Origin of the sequence: Collimonas fungivorans, from assembly GCF_001584145.1 — a bacterium.
Classification (GTDB): Bacteria; Pseudomonadota; Gammaproteobacteria; order Burkholderiales; family Burkholderiaceae_D; genus Collimonas; species Collimonas fungivorans.
The window spans coordinates 136,457-157,302 of sequence record NZ_CP013232.1 but is presented as its reverse complement, the minus strand read 5'-3'; the positions used below and the strand labels follow the sequence as shown (position 1 = coordinate 157,302).

23 protein-coding genes and 1 pseudogene are annotated in these 20,846 nt (G+C 61.1%); 11 read left to right on the top strand and 13 right to left on the bottom strand.

The window, feature by feature from the left end; translation table 11 throughout:
• Window positions 1-5 precede the first annotated feature (5 nt).
• From CFter6_RS00650 to CFter6_RS00640, 3 genes are all read right to left on the bottom strand, one after another.
• Window positions 6-1,880 (bottom strand): DUF885 domain-containing protein, encoded by a 1,875-nt coding sequence (locus CFter6_RS00650; RefSeq protein ID WP_061538299.1) that lies wholly within the window; start codon window positions 1,878-1,880, stop codon window positions 6-8.
• A gap of 268 nt (window positions 1,881-2,148) precedes the next feature.
• Window positions 2,149-2,433, bottom strand: a complete 285-nt coding sequence (locus tag CFter6_RS00645) for an HU family DNA-binding protein (protein ID WP_014004094.1) — start codon at window positions 2,431-2,433, stop codon at window positions 2,149-2,151.
• A 251-nt stretch (window positions 2,434-2,684) separates the two neighbouring features.
• On the bottom strand, window positions 2,685-3,344 hold the full coding sequence (locus CFter6_RS00640) for a Rossmann-fold NAD(P)-binding domain-containing protein (protein ID WP_061538298.1): 660 nt from the start codon (window positions 3,342-3,344) through the stop codon (window positions 2,685-2,687).
• A gap of 158 nt (window positions 3,345-3,502) precedes the next feature.
• Between CFter6_RS00640 and CFter6_RS00635 the strand changes: the two genes are divergently transcribed.
• A complete protein-coding gene (locus CFter6_RS00635) occupies window positions 3,503-4,126 on the top strand; it encodes a TetR/AcrR family transcriptional regulator (protein WP_061538297.1) in 624 nt (207 codons plus the stop codon).
• Window positions 4,127-4,142: 16 nt separating this feature from the next.
• Here CFter6_RS00635 and CFter6_RS00630 read toward each other — a convergent pair whose 3' ends face one another.
• The 3 genes from CFter6_RS00630 to CFter6_RS00620 form a co-directional block, all read right to left on the bottom strand.
• Window positions 4,143-4,535, bottom strand: coding sequence for a hypothetical protein (locus tag CFter6_RS00630; protein WP_061538296.1), 393 nt, complete (start codon window positions 4,533-4,535; stop codon window positions 4,143-4,145).
• 76 nt (window positions 4,536-4,611) lie between these two features.
• Window positions 4,612-5,124 (bottom strand): hypothetical protein, encoded by a 513-nt coding sequence (locus CFter6_RS00625; RefSeq protein WP_236904475.1) that lies wholly within the window; start codon window positions 5,122-5,124, stop codon window positions 4,612-4,614.
• 167 nt (window positions 5,125-5,291) lie between these two features.
• Window positions 5,292-6,254: an SDR family NAD(P)-dependent oxidoreductase gene (locus tag CFter6_RS00620; protein ID WP_061538294.1), complete on the bottom strand. Its 963-nt coding sequence runs from the start codon at window positions 6,252-6,254 to the stop codon at window positions 5,292-5,294.
• A gap of 98 nt (window positions 6,255-6,352) precedes the next feature.
• Between CFter6_RS00620 and CFter6_RS00615 the strand changes: the two genes are divergently transcribed.
• Both CFter6_RS00615 and CFter6_RS00610 read left to right on the top strand, forming a co-directional pair.
• Entirely contained in the window at window positions 6,353-7,282 is a 930-nt protein-coding gene (locus CFter6_RS00615; RefSeq protein WP_061538293.1) for a LysR family transcriptional regulator, read from the top strand.
• Window positions 7,270-8,184 (top strand): LysR family transcriptional regulator, encoded by a 915-nt coding sequence (locus tag CFter6_RS00610; protein WP_061538292.1) that lies wholly within the window; start codon window positions 7,270-7,272, stop codon window positions 8,182-8,184. The genes CFter6_RS00615 and CFter6_RS00610 overlap by 13 nt, the downstream gene beginning before the upstream one ends.
• Here CFter6_RS00610 and CFter6_RS26730 read toward each other — a convergent pair.
• From CFter6_RS26730 to CFter6_RS00600, 4 genes and pseudogenes are all read right to left on the bottom strand, one after another.
• A complete protein-coding gene (locus tag CFter6_RS26730; RefSeq protein WP_236904474.1) occupies window positions 8,163-8,318 on the bottom strand; it encodes a hypothetical protein in 156 nt (51 codons plus the stop codon). The two genes, CFter6_RS00610 and CFter6_RS26730, sit on opposite strands and share 22 nt — an antisense overlap.
• Before the next feature lie 15 nt (window positions 8,319-8,333).
• Window positions 8,334-8,528 (bottom strand): annotated as a pseudogene (locus CFter6_RS26725) (oxidoreductase); the annotation flags it as partial.
• A gap of 39 nt (window positions 8,529-8,567) precedes the next feature.
• A complete protein-coding gene (locus CFter6_RS00605) occupies window positions 8,568-9,128 on the bottom strand; it encodes an ester cyclase (protein WP_061542140.1) in 561 nt (186 codons plus the stop codon).
• A 255-nt stretch (window positions 9,129-9,383) separates the two neighbouring features.
• Window positions 9,384-9,998, bottom strand: coding sequence for a TetR/AcrR family transcriptional regulator (locus CFter6_RS00600; RefSeq protein WP_061542139.1), 615 nt, complete (start codon window positions 9,996-9,998; stop codon window positions 9,384-9,386).
• Window positions 9,999-10,579: 581 nt separating this feature from the next.
• Here CFter6_RS00600 and CFter6_RS00595 point away from each other — a divergent pair.
• On the top strand, window positions 10,580-10,987 hold the full coding sequence (locus CFter6_RS00595) for a DUF4148 domain-containing protein (RefSeq protein WP_061538291.1): 408 nt from the start codon (window positions 10,580-10,582) through the stop codon (window positions 10,985-10,987).
• A 133-nt stretch (window positions 10,988-11,120) separates the two neighbouring features.
• Here the strand turns inward: CFter6_RS00595 and CFter6_RS00590 are convergent, their stop codons facing one another.
• The gene (locus tag CFter6_RS00590) at window positions 11,121-12,035 is read right to left on the bottom strand and encodes a LysR family transcriptional regulator (protein ID WP_061538290.1); all 915 of its coding nucleotides are present in this window, start codon (window positions 12,033-12,035) and stop codon (window positions 11,121-11,123) included.
• Window positions 12,036-12,161: 126 nt separating this feature from the next.
• Here CFter6_RS00590 and CFter6_RS00585 point away from each other — a divergent pair, with 126 nt between their 5' ends.
• Window positions 12,162-12,905 carry an SDR family NAD(P)-dependent oxidoreductase gene (locus CFter6_RS00585; RefSeq protein WP_061538289.1) on the top strand — a complete coding sequence of 248 codons (744 nt, stop codon included), beginning with the start codon at window positions 12,162-12,164 and terminating at the stop codon, window positions 12,903-12,905.
• A 61-nt stretch (window positions 12,906-12,966) separates the two neighbouring features.
• Window positions 12,967-13,179 carry a tautomerase family protein gene (locus tag CFter6_RS00580; RefSeq protein ID WP_061538288.1) on the top strand — a complete coding sequence of 71 codons (213 nt, stop codon included), beginning with the start codon at window positions 12,967-12,969 and terminating at the stop codon, window positions 13,177-13,179.
• Window positions 13,180-13,206: 27 nt separating this feature from the next.
• On the opposite strand, the gene CFter6_RS00575 is transcribed toward CFter6_RS00580, so the two are convergent.
• Window positions 13,207-14,637, bottom strand: a complete 1,431-nt coding sequence (locus CFter6_RS00575; protein ID WP_061538287.1) for an aminotransferase-like domain-containing protein — start codon at window positions 14,635-14,637, stop codon at window positions 13,207-13,209.
• Window positions 14,638-14,803: 166 nt separating this feature from the next.
• Here CFter6_RS00575 and aptA point away from each other — a divergent pair, with 166 nt between their 5' ends.
• Window positions 14,804-16,132 carry an omega-aminotransferase AptA gene (gene aptA / locus CFter6_RS00570; RefSeq protein WP_061538286.1) on the top strand — a complete coding sequence of 443 codons (1,329 nt, stop codon included), beginning with the start codon at window positions 14,804-14,806 and terminating at the stop codon, window positions 16,130-16,132.
• A 12-nt stretch (window positions 16,133-16,144) separates the two neighbouring features.
• Window positions 16,145-17,656, top strand: a complete 1,512-nt coding sequence (locus CFter6_RS00565; RefSeq protein WP_061538285.1) for a CoA-acylating methylmalonate-semialdehyde dehydrogenase — start codon at window positions 16,145-16,147, stop codon at window positions 17,654-17,656.
• 42 nt (window positions 17,657-17,698) lie between these two features.
• On the opposite strand, the gene CFter6_RS00560 is transcribed toward CFter6_RS00565, so the two are convergent.
• On the bottom strand, window positions 17,699-18,496 hold the full coding sequence (locus CFter6_RS00560) for an IclR family transcriptional regulator (protein ID WP_061538284.1): 798 nt from the start codon (window positions 18,494-18,496) through the stop codon (window positions 17,699-17,701).
• 167 nt (window positions 18,497-18,663) lie between these two features.
• Here CFter6_RS00560 and CFter6_RS00555 point away from each other — a divergent pair, with 167 nt between their 5' ends.
• Genes CFter6_RS00555 through CFter6_RS00545 form a run of 3 tightly spaced genes read left to right on the top strand, consistent with a single transcriptional unit; the run spans window position 18,664 to window position 20,844 of the window.
• A complete protein-coding gene (locus tag CFter6_RS00555; protein ID WP_061538283.1) occupies window positions 18,664-19,425 on the top strand; it encodes an ABC transporter substrate-binding protein in 762 nt (253 codons plus the stop codon).
• Between the two features lie 16 nt (window positions 19,426-19,441).
• Window positions 19,442-20,098 carry an amino acid ABC transporter permease gene (locus tag CFter6_RS00550; protein ID WP_061538282.1) on the top strand — a complete coding sequence of 219 codons (657 nt, stop codon included), beginning with the start codon at window positions 19,442-19,444 and terminating at the stop codon, window positions 20,096-20,098.
• Window positions 20,095-20,844 carry an amino acid ABC transporter ATP-binding protein gene (locus CFter6_RS00545; protein ID WP_061538281.1) on the top strand — a complete coding sequence of 250 codons (750 nt, stop codon included), beginning with the start codon at window positions 20,095-20,097 and terminating at the stop codon, window positions 20,842-20,844. The genes CFter6_RS00550 and CFter6_RS00545 overlap by 4 nt, the downstream gene beginning before the upstream one ends.
• The last annotated feature ends 2 nt before the right edge of the window (window positions 20,845-20,846 follow it).

Genomic DNA, 20,846 nt, shown 5'->3' with positions numbered 1-20,846 from the left:
GTCCTTTATGCCGTGCGTGTAGCGGCGATGTAGCGGTCAATCACGGTCGGCAGCACCGTCAGCGGCACGCCGCCGCATTTCACCAGCGCGTCATTGAAAGCGGCCAGGTCGAACTTGCCGCCCAGCGCGGTTTTTGCGCGTTCGCGCTGGCGCAGGATTTCGTTGTGTCCCATCTTGTAGCCGCAAGCTTGCCCCGGCATTACGCAATAGCGGTCGATCTCGCTGGTCATGGCGGCCTGGCCGCGCCCGGTGTTTTCAACCAGGAACTGGATCGCCTGCTGCCGCGTCCATTGCATCGAATGCAGGCCGGTATCAACCACCAGTCGGCAGGCGCGGAACTGCTGCGCCTGCAGGTAGCCGACCTGACTGAACGGATCTGTTGCGTACAGGCCGAATTCGTCGACCAGCTGCTCGGCATACAGCGCCCAGCCTTCGACAAAGGCATTGAAGCCCATCAGTGAAGTAATCAGCGGGATCTGCGCATGGTGCTCGGCCAGGTAGGCGCCCTGCCAGGTGTGGCCGGGGATGCCCTCGTGCGCGGTCAGCGTGGCAATCTCGGATTTCGGCCAGAGCTTGGTCGATTTCAGATTGATGTAATAGATCGCCGGCCGCGATCCATCCAGCGCCGCGAAGTTCATATAGCCCAGCGCCGCGCCGGCTTCGATATCAGGCGGCACGCGCTTGATCACCAGCGGCGCCTGCAAACCCAGGTGGGAAATTTTAGGCATCAGCGTCCGTATCGCAGCCACGCGCTCGTTGCAATAGGCGATCAGCTGAGCGCGTCCCTGGTCATCGTCGGCGTAGAAACGCGAAGGGTCTTTCGACAGCGCCAATATGCGTTCGCCGACCGTGCCTTGCGTGATTCCCTGCACCTTGAGAATGGCGTCGATGCGTGCCTGCAGCATCTTGTTCTGCTCCAGCCCGATCGTATGGATTTCGCTGGCGCCATGGGTAGTGGTGGTGCCCAGCTTGAGCGCCCATTCGTAATACGCCGCACCATCGGGCAGGCGCTGCACGCCAGCGACATCAGTCGCCTTGGCAGTGGTTTTGGCGAAAGTGTCGATCTGCCGTTCCAGGGCCGGATACACCAGCGTATTCACCAGCTTGGTCGCGCGCGCTTCCCAGTCGCCCTCGATGCCGAGTTTCCTGGTGCGTCCAGTGATCGAGGTTACCAGCTTCTGCGCCGCCGCCGGCGTCTTGCGATAGTTGCGCAGCTGGCCCAGCGCGGTATGCGCGATGAAATCGGGCGGCATGATGCCCTTGGCCGCCTGTTCGGCGATGCGCGCAGTTTCCTGGTCGAGCAGGCGCGCCATTGCTGTCACGCGCTCCAGATAGGCTTCGGCGTCGGCTGCGTTGGCGATCTTGTGCTGCGAATCGAGAAATTCGGGCACTGCGGTCAGCGCCCCGTCCTGCTGGGTAACCGGGAACGGTGACGTGCCGCCATAAAAACCGCTGGCCGCGCCGCCGTAGGAAAAGCGCAGGCCGTCCACTCCTGAGCTTGCCGCATATTGCACGCTGTCGTAGCGGACTTGCGCATCCGGGCTGAGCTTGTTTCGTTCCAGCGGAGCCAGGCGCGCCAGCATCGATTTCACCTGGCTGGCCCAGGCGGCGTCACCGGCGGGAGAAGCATCCTGCAGACGCGATTTGAGTCCGGAGCGAGAGCCGGAATCGAGTCCCAGCGCAGTCGCCGAAGTTGGCGACAGGCGCAGGATTTCTTCCGCAAAATCAGCTAGCAGGGTAGAAAATTGTGCATCGGCCGGCAGTGCTTCCTTGGCCTGTGCGCCGGCAATACGAGGGAGAGGGAGTGCAGCAACGGCGGCGGCGGACAGTGCGCTCAGCAGCAGTTCACGGCGAGAAAAAGTAGGCGGGGTGTCGTTCATGGAATCCTTTTATTGCTGGGAGAAAAGAATTTATGCGTTGCCGACCATATCGCGAGTGACGGAATGGTGTCAATGAAATTTCTGCTGCGGGAGGCCGCCAATATGATTGACGAAGGTGATGAAGCGACCGCGGCTTTGTGGCGCGCTAGCGGTTCGCTTTGATCGCATGGAAGGAATGCGTTTCTTGAATCATGTGAAGCGATCGCCGTAAAAAAGCGGGCAGGCGAAAAAAAAGCCCCTGAATTTCTCCAAGGGCTTTTTTATTACATCATTTCTTCTTCTTGTTCACTGCATCTTTGAATGCTTTACCAGCTGTGAACTTGACGGTCTTGGCTGCGGCAATCTTGATTGCTTCGCCGGTGCGTGGGTTACGACCGGTGCGTGCAGCGCGTTTGCCGGAAGAGAACGAACCAAATCCAATCAACTGAACTGTACTACCTTTAGTCACGGCCTTGATCACGTTGTCTACTACGGATTCCAAAGCGCGCTGTGCAGCGGCCTTCGAGATTTCGCAATCGGTGGCAATGGCGTCGATCAATTCGGTTTTGTTCATTTCGTTAAATCCTCAAAAAAAGTGGTGAGTTGCAAATTCTAGCACCGTATTTGCTTGGAATCGGCGATGTAGACTACCGCAAACGCGGGATTGAGACAAATTGCTTTTAAAATTTCGTTTGCAGGCAGTTGTATCTGTAGCACAAAAATCCGCTTTTGCGATAAAAAAAGCGGACTTTGATGCGGAAAAGCAGGTGGGTGCACGGCCCGTACTCCGCTTATCGCGGTCACGCGTGGGCACAAGTGCCCAACCTACATGGCGTTGATGTCCGCGGCCTCGAGCACTTGCTTAGGACCGCCTTGCCGCGCCAGTTTGATCATCGCCCGCCCCATCTGTTCGGTGGTGGTGATGTGCTTCGGGAACAGCGGCCTGGCCAGCGGCAGCAGCGGCGCCGCCAGCGTATAGAACAGCTGGTAGGACCTGGTTTTGGAGCGCACGCCATGCAGCGGCTGGATCACGCCGGGGCGGAACATGAATGCGGCTTTGAGTGGCAAACGCAGCAGGGCGTTTTCGGTGCGGCCCTTGACCCTTGCCCACATGCTGCTGCCGTGCTCGCTGGAATCGGTGCCGGCGCCGGAGACGTAAGTCAGGGTCATGCCTGGATTGCGCGCCGCCAGCGTCTTTGCGATGGCCAGCGTCAGGTCGTAAGTCAGTTCGGTGTAGCGCGCTTCGGACATGCCGGCCGACGATACGCCGAGGCAGAAGAAGCAGGCATCGTAACCTTGCAATGCCGCCGCATGGTCGGCGATATGGGCCAGGTCGGGGATGACCAGCTCCTGCAATTTGCCGGATGGACCGGCGCCGGCGCTACGGCCGACGGCCAGCACGGATTCGATGCCGTCATCGAGCAGGCACTCGCGCAGTACGCCTTGCCCAACCATGCCGCTGGCGCCAAATAAGATTACTTTCATTGCAGGTTCCGATCTTGTTATGCTGCCGCCGCAATCCGGCGAGTTGATGGCATTGCATTGTTATCGTATATTTAGTACACTGCACAGTGTAGTTTCTTATTCAAGAAAAGTAAACTACCTGGTGTAAAATTCAGCCATCCGTCATTCAGAAGCAGACCATGACCACAGTCCAACGTCTCACAGACCGCAAGCGCGGGGCCATCCTCGAAGCAGCGATTGCCGAATTCCGCGCCAACGGCTTTGAAACCACCAGCATGGACAAGATCGCCGCGCGGGCGCAGGTATCCAAGCGCACGGTGTACAACCATTTTCCGGGTAAAGAGGAGCTGTTCGCCGAAATCCTGATGCAGTTGTGGGAAAGCAGCGCCGAACAGCATGCCCTCAGCTATCGCCATGATAAGCCGCTGCGCCCGCAGCTGCTCGAGCTGATGCAGTCGAAGATGCGCATGCTCAGCGACAGCAATTTCCTCGACCTGGCGCGGGTGGCGATTGCCGCCACCATCCATTCGCCGGAGCGGACCCAGGACATGGTCGCCCGGCTGGGCGAGCGCGAGGAAGGCGTCAACACCTGGATCGGCGCGGCGCAGGCCGACGGCAGGCTGAAGCCGGGCGATCCGGCGTTTGCGGCGCACCAGCTGCAAGGTTTGCTGAAAACTTTCGCATTCTGGCCGCAGGTCACGCTGGGCCAGCCGCCGCTGGCGGCGGCGCTGCAACAGCAGGTGGTGGATTCGGCGGTAGATATGTTCCTGGCCAATTATGAAGTAGCCGGCGCAAGCCGCTAAGGCAGCAGGTTCTGCGTCACCCTTGCCGGCCTGTGCTGGCTGGCGGCGGCAGGCGGCGCGGCTCGGTAACGCAGCCTGAAAAATCCGCGTTCGGCAAGACAGCCGGGCCATACCATTCATAGACGCCGGCAAACCCGCCGGTGCGCAAGATCCAGGCGCGCTTCTGCTCCTTGTTGATCCAGGCCTCGTGGTTATAACCATCGGCGACGCGGCCGTTCTGGTTTGGCAGCACGATGGCGAGCAGGGATGTGTCCTGTGCTTCGGCCGGCGCAGACACACGCGGCAGCGCTTGGGTGAAACCCGAGAAGGAAATGCCGTAGCGGTCGATCAGGGCGTCGGCGACAGCGCAATTAGCCCAGGCAGGCAAGGCCGCGATGGCGGCAATAGCAAAAGCGGCTACACGAATCATGCCTGCATTCCTCCAATATCTCGATCCGATGAATGCTGCGGTCCGGTAGCGAGGTAGCCCGGCCGCAGCACGGCAATCAGAAATGCCGTTTGACTATCTCGCCGAATGCATCTTCGGCGGAACTGCCTTTAAGCATCAACTCGGTGATTTCAGCGGTATGTTCGCCGATTCCGTCCGGCAGTGCCTGACGGTTGCTGCGGAAATACTCGTAGCGGGCAGCATCGATCAGGTCCTTGGCTTTCATCGCGACGGCGCCGCCGCGCGGGCTGCCGCTGCGGCTGACGACGCGGCCGCCAGCGGAACTGCTGGCGGTACGGGTGCTGCTGCTTGAGCGGAAACCGCCGGCGGCGATGGCAGCCTTGATTTGTTCCAGCGTGAATACCGGCGTGGCGTTGGCGCCGGTGAATTCATCTTCCTTCGGGTGCAGCAAGTGATTGTTGCTGTCGAAGGCCATTTTCTTTTCGGCGCTGTTGGTGAGCTGGTAATACGGGCGCGGCCCCGGGCTGGCCAGTCCGAATTGCACGCGGTCGCCGTATACCTCCATCTTGCCCATGACATCTTTCAGGTATGCCGTTGTCAGGGAGTCCATCTTGCCGGTCCAGCGTTTGGTTCTTGTCGTGTTCAAAATGCGTTACTTCCAATAATGGTGGCTGCATATTGCAATAGCAGCCGTTTATGAATCGATTGCAGTACGCATTATCCCCCGACACGATTTGCTGGGAATGGATCACAGCAAAATATATTGTTGCCCGCAGATCACTGTTTCAGGCAGCCCATGCCTCCCAGCGTCGCCTTCAGCGCCTCGTCCAGCCGGGTGTGCGGCTCGCTGCCGAGCAGTTGCAGCAGGCGCCGGTTGTCCAGGCGCAAAGGCTGGCGCCACAGGTAGCTCATCTCGCGCAGCTCGCGGAAAACCGGAACGAACGGCGCCGCCAGCGGCAACAGCCACCAGGGAAAGCTTTTTGCCTTCAGGCCCGGCTGGCCCGTGACGCGCCCGATGGCGGCCACCATTTCGGTGCCGTCGGCGTCCCAGTGGCCGTTCATGTGGAAGGTGTCGAAAGCAGCCAGCGCCGGTTCGTGCTCGATCAATTGCATCATGGTCTCGGCCACATCCGGCAGGTAAGCCCACTGGTGGCCGATGCCGCGCTGGCCCGGATAACTGACTGCGGCCACCGGCTGTCCCGGCTTGACCAGGCCTTGCGAAAACCAGGAATTGGCCATGTGCGGCCCGAAAAAATCACCAGCGCGCACTACCAGCGACCGCACTCCGTCCTGTGCGGCCTGGCGCAGCCGGCGCTCCAGTTGCACCCGGATCGCCCCCTTGCGGGTGCTCGGGTTTTGCGGTGAACTTTCACGCAAGTCTGGAAAAGCGTCGGCGCCGTAGTTGTAGACGGTGCCGGGCAGGATGATGCGGGCGCCGGATGCACGCGCCGCGGCGATGCTGTTGTCTATCATCGGCACGACCAGCTGCGCCCAGTTGCGGTAACCCGGCGGATTGACCGCATGGACGATGATCGACGCACCCTCGGCGGCGGCGATCACGTCCTGCTCCTGCATGGCGTCGCCTTGGCGCCAGACAATGCCGCCGCATTCGCTGGCGGCCATCTGGTCTGCGCGCCGATGCAGCGCCCGCACCTGCCAGCCGCGCTGCATCAATTTTTTTGCCATGGCGTTGCCGATGCCGCCGGTGGCGCCGAGCACCAATGCGATCTGCTGTTTCATGATGTGCACTCCTTGAAAAATGTTGTAGGAGTCCAGCGTAACAGTGTAGCTATTGGTTTAAAATTGGCTATCTCAACATAGTCACTATACATATTTGTATGACCATACAAGAACCCGGATGGGACCTGTACCGCGCGTTCCTGGCTGTGCTGGAAGAAGGTTCGCTATCCGGCGGCGCCCGCAGCCTGGGGCTGACCCAGCCCACCATGGGCCGCCAGATCGAAGCGCTGGAGCTGGCGCTGGGGGTAAAGCTGTTCACCCGCTCGCAAACCGGGCTGGCCGCGACCGACACTGCGCTCACCTTGCGGCCGTTCGCCGAAAGCCTGCGCGCCACAGCCAATGCCCTGCGCCGCGCCTCGACCGACGCCAGCGCCAACAGCGGCGGCACGGTGCGCATCACGGCGTCGGAAGTGGTTTGCGTCGAGGTCTTGCCGCCGATCCTGACCGCGCTGCGCGAAACGCATCCGGCCATCAAGATTGAACTGGTGGCCTCGAACCGCACCCAGGACCTGCTGCAACGCGATGCCGATATCGCCGTGCGGATGGTGCAGCCCAGCCAGGCGGCCCTGATCGCGCGCCGCATCGGCGCCATTCCGCTTGGCCTGTTTGCGCATCGCCGTTACCTGGATTTGCACGGCATGCCGGCCAGCATCGCCGAACTGAGGCAGCACACGCTGATCGGCTTCGACCAGGAAACCAATTACATCCGCGCCATGCAAAAGCGCGGCCTGCCGCTGTCGCGCGACATGTTTTCGCTGAGTGCCGACAACCAGCTGGTGCAGCTGGCGGCGATCCGCGCCGGCTACGGCATCGGCATGTGTCAGGCGGGGCTGGTAAAACACAATCCCGATTTGTCGCCGGTGCTGCCGGCGGCGCTCAAAGACGAACTGGAAACCTGGATTGTGATGCATGAAGACCTGCGTTCCAGCGAGCGCTGCCGGATAACCTTCGATGCCCTGGCCGGCGGCGTTTCCCGCTACATAACCGACAACGACCAGCCAGCCAGGACTGCGCCATGGACCGATTAAGCGTGATGCGATTGTTTATCGATGCTTCGACACTGGGCAGTTTTTCCGCCGCAGGGCGCAAGCACGGCTTGTCGCCGGCCGCCTCCAGCGCCGCCATCCAGCGCCTGGAAACGACGCTGCGGGTCAAGCTGTTCGAGCGCACCACGCGCCGCCTGCGGCTGACCGAGGAAGGCCAGCTCTACAAGGAATACAGCCAGCAGGCGCTCGAGCTGATGGACCAGGCCGAGCAGATGCTGCAGGCGGGCAAGAGCCTGGTGCAGGGCACAGTCAGGATTTCAGCGCCGTCGGACCTGGGGCGCAATCTCCTGCTCACCTATCTCGACGAATTCCAGCGCCAGTATCCGCAAGTGCAGTTCGCCTTGTCGCTGACCGACTCCACCGCCAACCTGGTGCAGGACGATATCGACCTGGCGATCCGCTACGGCATGCCGCCCGACAGCGCCATGGTGGCGCGGCCGCTGCTGCCCAACCGGCGCGTGGTGTGCGTAGCGCCGGAATGCGCGGCGCGCGTCGGCCTGCCGCAGACGCCGGAGCAGCTGGCCAGCCTGCCGGCGCTGGTGCTGCTCAACGCCGCAGGGCCGATGAACGAATGGCGCTACCGTGCCGGCGGCAAGCTGAAAGCGGTGCGGGTCAGCCACTACCAGCAGAGCAACGATGGTGAAATCATCCGCAAATGGGCTTTGCTCGGCCACGGTTACGCCTACAAATCACTGCTCGATATCAGCGCCGATTTGCGGGCTGGCCGGCTGATCACGGTGCTGGATGAATTTTTCACCGAAAGCGCGCCGCTCAACGTGCTGTATCACCGCAGCAGTTTCCAGCCGCCGCGGATCAAGCTGCTGATCGAGTTTTTGCAGGAGCGCTTCGCCGTTGGCTCTGGTCAGGCGGAAGCCGGCGGATAGTCGGTATATCCGGCACGCTCGCCGCCGAACAGGGCGGCGCCATCGTGGCCGGCCAGCGGCAGCTTCTCTGCCAGCCGCCGCAGCAGGTCAGGATTGCCGACAAATGACCGGCCGAACGGCACCAGGTCCGCCAAACCTTGCTCCAGGATCTGCGCGGTCTGGGTCGCGTCGCTGACGATCAGGCCGGCGCTGGCGCGCTGCGCATAATATTAGGCCATCATGGCATTCGGGATATCGCCCGGCTGCGAACTGCGGGCGCGCGTCATGGGCGCCATCACGATGCAGTTGGCCAGTTGCAGGCTGCCCAGTTGCACCGGGTCGAACAGTGTGTTTGCTAAAGACATGATTAAATTTCCTATAAGAAGTGAAGATCAATGCCGCGATCAAGGCTGGATTGCGCCGAATTGCTGCATCAGGCTCAGGTTGTCTTCCAGATGCCAGTTGTCAGCAATGCGGCCATCGGCTATCCGGTACAAGTCGAAGGCCCGGAAATCGATTACCTGGCCCTTGCCCTTGAGCTTGCCGAACTGGCCGCTGAAATGGCCGCGGAAGCGGAGATGGAGCGAGACGCGATCGCCGGCGACCACCATTTCGTCGATCTCCATGGACAGGTCCGGCACCGCGCTACGGAAACCTTGCGATGCTTGCAGCGGGCCGGCCACGCCTTGCGGGCGTCCGGCGGGCAAAGTGCGGTCGATGAAATCGGGAGCAAGCGCCTGCCGCGCGTATTGCTCGTCGCCGGTGTTCCAGAAAGCGGCGTAGCGGCGTGCCGCCAGGATCAGCGGCGCCGCGTCGGCCGAGTTGCCGGCAATGGCAAGATGATGCGGTTCAGGCAGGTTGCGGTCGTCGGCCTGGGCGGCCATGCTGCAAACCGCCAGGCTGAACAACGGTGCTGCGATCGCGGCCGACAGCAGGCGACGGCTGGGAAGAAGTGCGGATGCCATGAAAAAATCCTCGCTGTTGATTGAACGGTGTACCAATGGAGGCATTGTCCGTTCTAGCGAGGATTTTGATAATTAGGCGCGATATTGAATCATTTGCTTGTTTTTATTGAATATAACCATCCAGGCGCCGAAGGATTTGCGACAAGCACATTCCTGTGCCAGCGCCAAACCGCAGACACACCAAATTGCAAATCCGAAGGGAAAACTGAAGACTTGCCGCCGCTCATGGCTATCTGCATGAGCGGCGTCCTGGAATCAGGATAAGACAGCGTCGGCGGGCGCCGCCTGTTGTTTGCTGCCTTCCGGCGTCACCGCGGAGCGCAGCATGGCCGACGCCGCATCGAGCCGGCAAGGCTTGCCGAACAAGCGCGCGGAAATCAGCCCGCTTTGCAAGGCGCCGAGGATGGTCATGGCATACACCGGCGGCGCAGCAGGCAATTGCACGCCCTTGTCGGCCACCGCGCGTTCCAGCCGCTGCGTAATCCAGGCTTCATGCATGCTATAGAAGGCTTGCAAGGCAGCCAGCACGTTTTGCGGCAGGCTGGTGGCTTCGGCGGCCAGCATGCCGCACAGGCAAACGCGGCCGGTGCCGAGATTCTTGCGCCACAGCGCCAGGTATTTCTCGACCTGCTCCTTGAGAGGCCCGTTCACATCCATGTCGCGCATGATCTCGCCGATATTTGCCGCGTATGCTTGCACCGCTGCCAGCGCCAGGTCTTCCTTGGTCGGAAAATAGTAATGGATGCTGGAAGTCTTGACGCCGACCAGCTCGGCCAGGTCGCGGTAACTGAAGCCGTTGTAGCCGCGCGTGCCCAGCAGGACCAGCGTGTGCTCCAGTAATTGTTCGCGTACGGGGGAAACGGCTTTCATGATTTTTTTACCTATAAAGAGATAGCGATGCAGGACACCCGCATTGGTGACCGAATTTCGGGCAGCCACGCTTTCTGCTGCCATGCTACGTCTTTTATGCCCCGGCCGGCAATATTCTGACGGTACGGGCGTGGAATGTAAAATCAAAAAGACGCTACGCCTACATATTATCTACTGAAAGGTAGATAATCAAGCCGTTTATGGCCTGTGTCAGTTTTTATTACCCTATGAGCGTTATAAGAAAATTCTATTTGACTACCTAGCAGTAGATAACTATAGTTGAGTCACAGTAGTTGCAGACACGTTGTTTCAGGTGGCAAGCGATCCAGGTTCAGTTTTTATTTGGCAACAACTGGATCGCACAACGTGCCCGGACTGCCAGCAGTGGATTAGTGGACTGGAAAGCGTCAAACAAGAAAGACGCTTTTTATTTTACCGGATTATCTATCTAGTGATAGATCCAAATCAGATCCTCGCCGGCAGCCAGGACGGTGCAGCAGCAATGCCTATCCGTCAGTTCATGCGCTTGTGTGACCGCTGCATTTGGCACTTTGTCATTAACTTAAAAAGAAAGAACCATCATGAAAACCCAACTGATCGCCGCATTGGCACTGGCTGCAATTGTTTCAGCTCCTTCATTCGCTTCCGACAACGTCACTCCGCTTACCCGCGCTCAAGTCCAGGCCGAGCTGGCCCAGGCACGTGCTGCCGGCCAACTCGATTTCGCCGGTTCGCAATATCCGGTGTTCCTGCCATCCAACGCCCAAAGCTCGGTCCCAGGCAAGACCCGCGCTGAAGTGCAGGCAGAACTGGCAAAAGCCCGTGCTAATGGGGAACTCGATTTCGCCGGTTCGCAATATCCGGTGTTCACCGTCTCCAACGCTCCCGGCAAGAGCCGTGCCGAAGTACGCGCAGAACTGGCTGATGCACGCAACTCCGGCCAGATCAATTTCGCCAACTATCCGCTGGAAACAAACACAGGCAACTGATCGTCTGTGACCCGCTTCTAGCTTATTCCCGGCAGCATGCGGGAAGCGCTGTAAATGACAAAACCCGCGCCTCATGAGGAGTGCGCGGGTTTTTTATTGCCTCCGGCTTTTGCGCCGGGATCTCAAACTCAGATCAAATTCGGCTCAGGTGCTTGACCATGAAATCGACAAAAGTGCGCACCCGCAGCGACAGGTGGCGAGCGTGAGGATACAGCAGGATGAAGGGCCGCGTACTGCCGCCGAACTGCGGCAGCAGTTCCACCAGTTCGCCCTGCTGCAGCGCCTGCTCGACCACGAACCGGTAGGTTTGCACCAGTCCCGCGCCGCCGCGCGCCAGGGTGGCGACGGCGAGCACGTCTTCGGAACAGCAATAGCCGCCATCAGTCACGATATCGACCTCCTTGCCGTCGGCCATGAAAGTCCACGGAATGCGGCGGCCGGTGCTGGGCCTTTCGAACTGGATGCAATCGTGCCGTTCCAGGTCGGCCAGCGTCTGCAGCGCAGGCGCCCGCTGCAAGTAAGACGGCGCCGCCACCAGCACCAGTTCGGCGTCTTCCAGCTTGCGTGCGATCAGGTTGGAATCCTCGGGCGCGCGGCCGCGGATCGCCAGGTCGTAGCCTTGGTCGGCAAAATCGATGTTGCTGTTGCTCAGGTGGACATCGATCCGCACTTGCGGATATAACGCACGAAACTGCGGCAGCAACGGCAGCAGGCGGTAGTGGCCGAACGGCGTCGGCATGCTGATGCGCAGCAGCCCGGCCGGCGCCGCCTGCTCGCCGGTCACCTCGCGCTCCGCATCCACCAGCTGCGACAAGGCCTGGCGGCACTGTTCGAAATACACGCGGCCGCTGTCGGTCAAGCGGATCTGGCGCGTGGTGCGCACGAACAGGCGCACGCCCAATCTCTCCTCCAGCCGCGACACTGAACGGCTCACCGCCGCAGGCGTGACGCTGGCCGACATCGCCGCCGCCGTGAAACTCCCCAGTTCGGCGGCCAGGCAAAACAGTTCGATGCTGCCCAGCAGGATGTCGTCGAAGTTGCGTTTCATGAAAGCGTCTTATTCATTACATGGTGTATCAAGTTAATTGTAAAAATCTGTATTTATCTATGAATACCGCATAAGTATAGTGCAGATCGGGACCAGAGAGCCCGCCCAACCACAAGGAGTACCACCATGAACAGCAACCAGAAAACCGTCATCATCACCGGCGCCTCAAGCGGCATCGGCTTCGCCCTGGCCGAAGCCTACCTGCAGCGCGGCTATAACGTGGTCGGCAACGCCCGCACCACCGAGCGCCTGCTGGCGGCCGCCGAAAAACTCGGCAACCCCGCCAACTTCCAGGCGGTGGCCGGCGACATCGCCCTGCCGGCTACGGCGAAAGCGCTGTTTGCGCGCGCCGTTGCGGCGTTCGGCAAGGTCGACATCCTGATCAATAATGCCGGCGTGTTCATCGCCAAGCCGGTCGGCGACTACACCGAGGAGGATCTCGACGCCCTGGTCAGCACCAACCTGAAGGGATTTTTCTACCCGTCGCAGCAAGCCGCCGCGCACATGGCCGCCAACAAAAGCGGTCACATTGTCACCATCAGCGCCAACATCGCGATCCAGCCGACGGTGAAAGTGCCGGCATTGTTGCCGGTGCTGATCAAGGGCGGCCTGATCAACGCCACGCGCGCGCTGGCAATCGAACTGGCGGCATCCAACGTACAGGTCAACACGGTAGCGCCCGGCATCATCCAGACCCCGCTGCACGGCGACTATGAAAATTCGCGGGCCTTTTTCAACACGCTGTCGCCGTCGGGCCGCACCGGCAACACCAAGGACATTGTCGACGCCGTGCTGTACCTGACCGATGCCAGCTTCATTTCCGGCGTAGCATTGCCGGTGGACGGCGGCGCCACCGCCGGCACCTGGTAATCCCGGGCGCAAAAAAGCGGGCCTCGGCCCGCTCCTAACCATTTACTTCAGGAGTTCCAGCATGCCATACGTTAATATCCGCGTCACCCGCGAAGGAGTCAGCGCGGAACAGAAACAGCAGCTGATTGCCGGCGTCACCGATCTGCTAAGCCGCGTGCTCAACAAAAAACCCGCCACCACTTTTGTCGTCATCGATGAAGTCGATACCGACAACTGGGGCGCAGGCGGCGAAAGCGTCACCGTCATCCGCAAACGCGAAGCGGCGGCAGGCTAAGCTTCAACTGCCGGAGAAGAAGGCCGGCTAACTGCCGGCCACCAGGTTACGGAAGAAATCGGACAACTTGGGGAGGTCCGAAAAAGCCACATTGAAGCGGAACCAGGCGTGTTCCGGCTGCGATACATAAAAAAATTCTCCCGGCGCCAGCCAGATCCCCTGTTGCAAGGCGCGGTCGCCGATTTCCTTGGCGCTCAGCGCCGCCTGCGGCATCCTGGCCCAATAAAACATGCCGCCGCGCGGCGCTCCGAACGGCAGCAAACCGACGTCCTCCAGCCTGGCGCTGACCTGCGCCTGCGCGGTGAGCAAGGTGCTGGCCAGGCGCTCGACATGGCGCCGGTGGTGGCCCTCAGTCAGGGCGTTGTATACCAGCCTTTCGGTGATTTCCGAATTGGTCAGGGTCAAGACCATCTTGGTGCGCGCGAATTCCTTGGCAAGATCGGCCTGGCAGGCGATGAAACCAAGCCGCAGCGAGGGTGCGATGGTCTTGGAAAAACCGCTGACATAAATCACGCGCCGCAAACCGTCCAGCGCCGCCAGCATCGGATCGGTGGCTTGCGCCAGTTCACGGTACAGATCGTCTTCCACCACCCAGAAGCCATGCCGTTCGGCCGCCTGCAGCACCCGCATCGCGCAGGCCGGAGTGTAGGTGGTGCCGGTCGGATTCTGCAGCACCGGGTTGGTGAAAAAAATCTTCGGCCGGTGGATCTGCGCCAGTTCCTCCAAACGCTCCAGGTCGACCCCGCTTACAGTGCGCGGCACGCCGACCACATGGATATTGGCGAGCCGCAGCATGGCGATCAGGTTGCAATAACCGGGTTCTTCGATGAACACGGTATCGCCCGGTTTCACCAGGGTGCGCATGATCAGGTCCAGCGCCTGGGTGACGCCGTGGGTGGTGACTACCTGGTCGGGGCCGATGTCGAGCGACCAGTTGGCGAACGATTTGGCGATGGTTTGCCGCAGCGGACCGTAACCGAAGGGATGGCCGTAGCCCACCTGCTGGGCGCCGGGCGAGCGGATAATGCGCCGCTCCGCTGCATGCAGCCCCTCGCCGTCCAGCATGCTGGATGGCAGCCAGCCGCAGCCGGCCTTGATCGGCACCCGTTCGTCGGCAAACACTTCGGAAAACAGCCAGGCCGAGTCGATCACCGGATTCGGCAAGATTGAAGGCATGCCGCTGCTCTCCGCCTGCTCGCGCTTGGCGATGAAAAACCCCGAACCGCGCCGGACAATCAGCAGGCCGTTGGCCACCAGGCGTTCATAAGCTTCGACGATGGTCGAATTGCTGACTCCCTGCTGCAGCGCGAACTGGCGGATCGACGGCAGCCGTTCGCCCGGCCGCAGCTTGCCGTTGTCGATCATGCGGCCGAGCCCGGCCACAACCTGTTCGACCAGGCTCAGCGCCGATTGCGGCTGCAATAGCTGGGGAAAGCGCGAAACCTGGGCATCAGTCATGGCATCTTCAAGTGTATTCAGTACAGATTGCCGTTAGCAACAGTACACTTTCCACGATTTGTATAAAGTGTATCTAACAATCTGGATTGTAACTGCAATAATCGACGCCATGGCCAAACTTCGCCAATCCTCGTCAACCAATCCAATTAATCCAATCAAACCCACCATGAACACACCACAATCGGATCAGGACCTGTCGGCATTCTGGATGCCATTCACCGCCAACCGCCAGTTCAAGGAAGCGCCGCGTTTGTTCGTCTCGGCCAAAGGCATGTATTACCAGACCGACGACGGCCGCCAGGTGCTGGACGCCACCGCCGGCCTGTGGTGCGTCAACGCCGGCCATTGCCGCGAAGAGATCACCGCGGCCGTGACGCGGCAGATCGGCAGCATGGATTACGCGCCGTCGTTCCAGATGGGCCATCCGCTGGCGTTTGAAGCCGCGCGCAAGGTGGCAGGGCTGATGCCGGCCGGGCTGGACCGGATTTTCTTCACCAATTCCGGTTCGGAAGCAGTCGACAGCGCACTCAAGATTGCCCTGGCTTACCACCGCGCGCGCGGCGAAGGCCAGCGTACACGCTTCATCGGCCGCGAACGCGGTTATCACGGCGTCGGTTTCGGCGGCATCTCGGTCGGCGGCATCCTCAACAACCGCAAGGCTTTCTCGGGCAACCTGATGCCCGGCGTCGATCACCTGCAGCACACCCTGAATATCGCCGAGGCCGGCTTCAGCCGCGGCCAGCCGGCCTGGGGCGCACACCTGGCGGACGAACTGGAACGGCTGGTGACGCTGCACGACGCATCCACCATCGCCGCCGTCATCGTCGAGCCGCTGGCCGGGTCGACCGGGGTGCTGATCCCGCCGGCGGGTTACCTGGAACGCTTGCGTGAACTGTGCAGCAAGCATGGCATCCTGCTGATTTTCGATGAAGTGATCACCGGCTTCGGCCGCCTCGGAGCGCCTACCGCCAGCGCCTATTTTGGCGTCACGCCGGATTTGATCACGCTCGCCAAAGGCATCAACAACGCCGCGATTCCAATGGGCGCGGTAGCCGCCAAGCGCGAGATCCACGATACGGTGCTGCAATCTGCCGCTGCCGGCGCCATCGAGCTGATGCACGGTTATACCTATTCCGCCCATCCGGTGGCCGCCGCCGCCGCCATCGCCGCCATCGACCTGTACCAGAGCGAAGGGCTGTTCGAGCGGGCGCGCGAATTGTCGCCGCTGTTCGAGAAAGCCGCCCACAGCGTGGCCGGCGCGCCGCACGTCAAGGATATCCGCAACCTCGGCCTGGTGGCCGGCATCGAGCTGGAACCGCGGCCGCAAGCCCCGGGCGCACGCGCTTATGAAGTATTCCGCAAGTGTTACGAGAAGGGCGTGATGGTGCGCTATACCGGCGACATCCTGGCTTTCTCGCCGCCGCTGATCGTGCAGCCGGAAGAAATCGAGCGCATGTTCGGCACGGTGCGCGAAGTACTCAACGAAATCAAATAACCAGGATCTGCCATGAACCTTACTTCCAGCACTTCTCAAATCAATCACTTCATTTCCGGCGCAGTGGCGACCGGCCGCTCCGAGCGCTATTCCGACGTTTTTAATCCTGCCACCGGCGCCGTCGTCGCCCAGGTAGCGCTGGCCTCGCCACAGGAAGTGGATAAAGCCGTCGCCAGCGCCCGCGCGGCGTTCCCGGCCTGGGCCGAAACCTCGCCGCTGCGCCGCGCCCGCATCATGTTCAAGTTCAAGGAACTGCTGGAGCAGCACCATGACCAGCTGGCGGCGCTGATCACGCGCGAACACGGCAAGGTGTTTTCCGACGCCAAGGGCGAAGTGGTGCGCGGCATCGAAGTGGTGGAGTTCGCCTGCGGCATCCCGCACCTGCTCAAGACCAGCCATACCGACAATATCGGCGGCGGCATCGACAACTGGAACCTGCGCCAGCCTCTGGGCGTGGTAGCCGGCATCACGCCGTTCAATTTCCCGGTGATGGTGCCGATGTGGATGTTTCCGGTGGCGATCGCCTGCGGCAACTGCTTCATCCTGAAACCCTCCGAACGCGATCCTTCGGCCAGCTTGCTGATCGCCGACCTGCTCAAGCAAGCCGGCTTGCCGGACGGCGTTTTCAATGTGGTGCAAGGCGACAAGACGGCAGTCGACGCCTTGCTAGCCCATCCCGATGTGCAGGCGCTGTCGTTCGTCGGCTCCACCCCGATTGCGGAATACATCTACACCGAAGGCGCGCGCCGCGGCAAACGCGTGCAAGCGCTGGGCGGCGCCAAGAACCATCTGGTGGTGATGCCGGACGCCGATCTCGAGCAGGCGGTCGATGCGCTGATCGGCGCTGCTTACGGCTCGGCCGGCGAGCGCTGCATGGCGATTTCGGTGGCGGTCGCGGTGGGCGATGTCGCCGACCGCCTGGTGCAGCAGCTGGCGCAACGCGCCGCCGCCCTGAAGATCGGCAACGGCGACCAGGCCGATTCCGAGATGGGGCCGCTGGTCACCGGCGTGCACAAGGCCAAGGTCGAGGCTTACATCGCCAAAGGTGTTGAAGAGGGTGCAAAACTGTTGGTCGATGGCCGCGGCATCAGCGTTGCCGGCCATGAAAACGGTTTTTTTGTCGGCGGCACCTTGTTCGATCACGTCACCCCGGAAATGACCATCTACAAGGAAGAAATTTTCGGCCCGGTGCTGGCGGTGGTGCGCGTGCCGGACCTGGCCGGCGCGGTGGAACTGGTCAACGCCCACGAGTTCGGCAACGGCGTTTCCCTGTTTACCAGCGACGGCGGCGTGGCGCGCGCATTTTCACGGCAGATCCAGGTCGGCATGGTCGGCATCAACGTGCCGATCCCGGTGCCCATGGCCTGGCACTCCTTCGGCGGCTGGAAACGTTCGCTGTTCGGTGACCACCACGCTTACGGCGAGGAAGGCATCCGCTTCTATACACGCTACAAGAGCATCATGCAGCGCTGGCCAGACAGCATCGCCAAGGGCGCCGAGTTCACCATGCCGGTCGCCAAGTAAGCCGGCTTTGCCCGCTGCAGAACGCGGCGGGCTCAACACATCTCAGGTCAGGGTGCGGATCGAGTTGCTGATTGAACGCGCGCAGTCCAGCACCAGCGGGCCTATCTTCTTTTCCGCTTCCGCCAGCGTCCAGCGGCTGCTCGGCGTCACCACATGGAGCGCCGCCACCGCCGCACCCTGGTTGCTGATGATGGGCGCGGCAATCGTCATGTCGCCCAGGAACAATTCTTCATTGTTGCAGGCATAGCCTTTTTCGCGCGCCGTCGCCAGCAGCGCCATGATGTCGTCGATGCCGGTGCGGGTATGCGGCGTACGCGCCGTCAGCTGGCTCGACTGCAGCACCGCGCGCGCGTCCGCCGCCGCCAGCGTGCTCAAGTAGGCCCGGCCGGAACCGGTGCAGTACATCGGGATGCGGCTGCCGATCGGCATGTGGATCGGAATGAACTGATGGCCGACGAAACGCGCCACGTACACCATCTGGTTCTCGTACGGCTCGGTCATGTTGGTAGTCTCGCCGGTGGTGTTGGCCAGCTCCGCCAGGAAAGGATTGGCGACATCGACCAGGGTATCCGCCTCCAGGTAGTTATAGCCGATCTCCATCACCTTCGGCGTCAGCTGATAGCGGCGCGTGGCCGGATGCTTCTTCACATATCCCAGCGCCTCCAGCGTGTAGATCATGCGCTGCGCCGAACTCTTGGTGATAGCCGTCGCCTCGGCCACATCAGCCAACGTCATGGTGCGGCGGCGGGCGTCGAAGGCGCGCAATACCGCCAGGCCTTTTTCCAGCGACTGGTTGAACAAGGCGTCGACAACTTCTTGCTGCGAATTGTCATCTTTCATGGCTCTCTCTCATTCTGGACGTTGATCTATTATACCTAAATATCGAATATCGATACTCAAATATCTATTGACGATATAAATAAATTGAATATACTTAAATAAACGGCGATTTTTGATATCAACTGCAGAGCAACCGGACAAGCGGCTGCCACACAGAGGGGAAAACCATGAAACAGCTGATCCGACGTCTTGCCCAGGCAGGCGTTTTTCTGGCGGCCGCAAGCGCCGCTTCGTTTTGCCTGGCGCAAACGGCATTTACCGTCGGCGCCACTTCCACCGGCGTGCCGTTTACCTTCCTCGATATCAAGACCAACAAGCTGCAGGGCATGATGGTCGATACCGTGACCGCGATTGGCAAGAATGCCGGCTTCAGCGTCAACATCCAGCAAACCCCGTTCTCGGCCCTGATTCCCTCGCTGACTTCCAGCAAGATCGACATCATCGCCGCCGCCATGCTGAAGACTTCGGCGCGCGCGCAGATCGTCGATTTCAGCGATCCGGTGTACTCCTATGGCGAAGGCCTGTTCGTCAACGCCGAAGACAAGCGTACGTATAAATCGCTGGACGACCTGAAGGGTGAAATCGTCGGCGCCCAGGTCGGCACCATCTTCATCGACGCCCTCAACAAGAAAGGCGGCTTCAAGGAAGTGCGCGTCTACGATGCGGTTGCGGACATGATGCGCGATGTTGCCCTAGGCCGCATCAAGGCTGGTTTCGGCGACCGGCCGATCGTTGCCTATCAGCTGGCGCAAGGCGCCAATCCGCAGGTGCGGCTGGTCAAGGAATACCAGCCGACGCTGGTGGGCGATGTTTGCCTGGTGGTGCGCAAGGGCGACCATCAATTGCTGGAACGCCTGAACAAGGCGATCGCCGGCGCCAAGGCTGACGGCACGCTTGCCAAGATCGTGCAGCAGTGGAACCTGAACTGAGCGCAGGCAGCACATTATGCTGATCCAGAACGTCATGGATTTCCTGCCTATCCTGCTACGCGGCGCGGCAGTCACGGTGGAAGTCACTTTTTATTCGCTGATCCTGAGCACCGCCATCGGCCTGGTCCTGGCGCTGATGAAAGTGTCGCAGCTGCGGCCGGTGTCGTGGTTCGCGGCCAGCGTGATCAACATCATCCGCGGCCTGCCTATCATCGTCCAGCTGTTCTACATCTACTTCGTGCTGCCGGAACTGGGCATACAGCTGACCGCGTTCCAGGCTGGCGTGATCGGCCTCGGCGTCGCCTATTCGGTGTACCAGGCCGAGAATTTCCGCGCCGGCATCGAAGCGGTCGACCCGGGCCAGATCGAGGCGGCGCAATCGATCGGCATGCGCATGCCGATGATCATGCGGCGCGTGGTATTGCCGCAGGCATTCCGCATCGCGCTGCCGCCTTACGGCAACACGCTGGTCATGATGCTCAAGGATTCGTCGCTGGTGTCCACCATCACCGTGCTGGAAATGACGCGCGCCGGCCAGATGATTGCTTCCTCCACCTTCCAGAACATGACGGTGTACACCATGGTGGCGCTGATGTATTTGCTGCTGAGCCTGCCGCTGGTGCTGCTGACGCGCCGGCTGGAAGCTCGCTTTGGCCAGGGGAAGCGGAAATGATAGAAGTGAGACAGATACACAAGCGTTTCGGTCAGCAGGAAGTGCTGAAAGGCGTTTCGCTGCAAGTCGCCGCCGGTGAAGTGGTTTGCCTGATCGGGCCGTCCGGTTCCGGCAAGTCTACCGTCCTGCGCTGCATCAACGGCCTGGAAACTTACGAAGCAGGCGAAATCCTGATCGAAGGCGAACCGGTCGACAGCAAGTCGGCCACCATCCACCAGCTGCGCACCCACGTCGGCATGGTATTCCAGCGTTTCAACCTGTTCCCGCATCGCACGGTGCTGGAAAACGTCATGGAAGGGCCGGTCTACGTCAACAAGGTCGACAAGGCCACGGCCAGGCAGGAAGCGCTGGCCTTGCTGGCCAAGGTCGGCCTGGAGCAGCGCGCCGACGCTTATCCCAGCCAGCTCTCGGGCGGCCAGCAGCAGCGGGTGGCGATTGCGCGCGCGCTGGCCATGAAACCGAAAGCGATCCTGTTCGACGAACCGACTTCGGCGCTCGATCCGGAACTGGTGGGCGAAGTGCTGGCAGTGATGCGCACCCTGGCCGGCGACGGCATGACCATGATCGTGGTCACGCATGAAATGGGATTTGCACGCGATGTCGCCGACCGCGTCTGCTTTTTGCACAGCGGCACCATCGTCGAAGAAGGACCGGCGCAGCAGGTGCTGAGCGCGCCGCAACACGCGCGCACCAAGGATTTCCTGCGGCGCGTGCTGGGCCGGCAAGCACCCGAGCAGTCTGCATAACT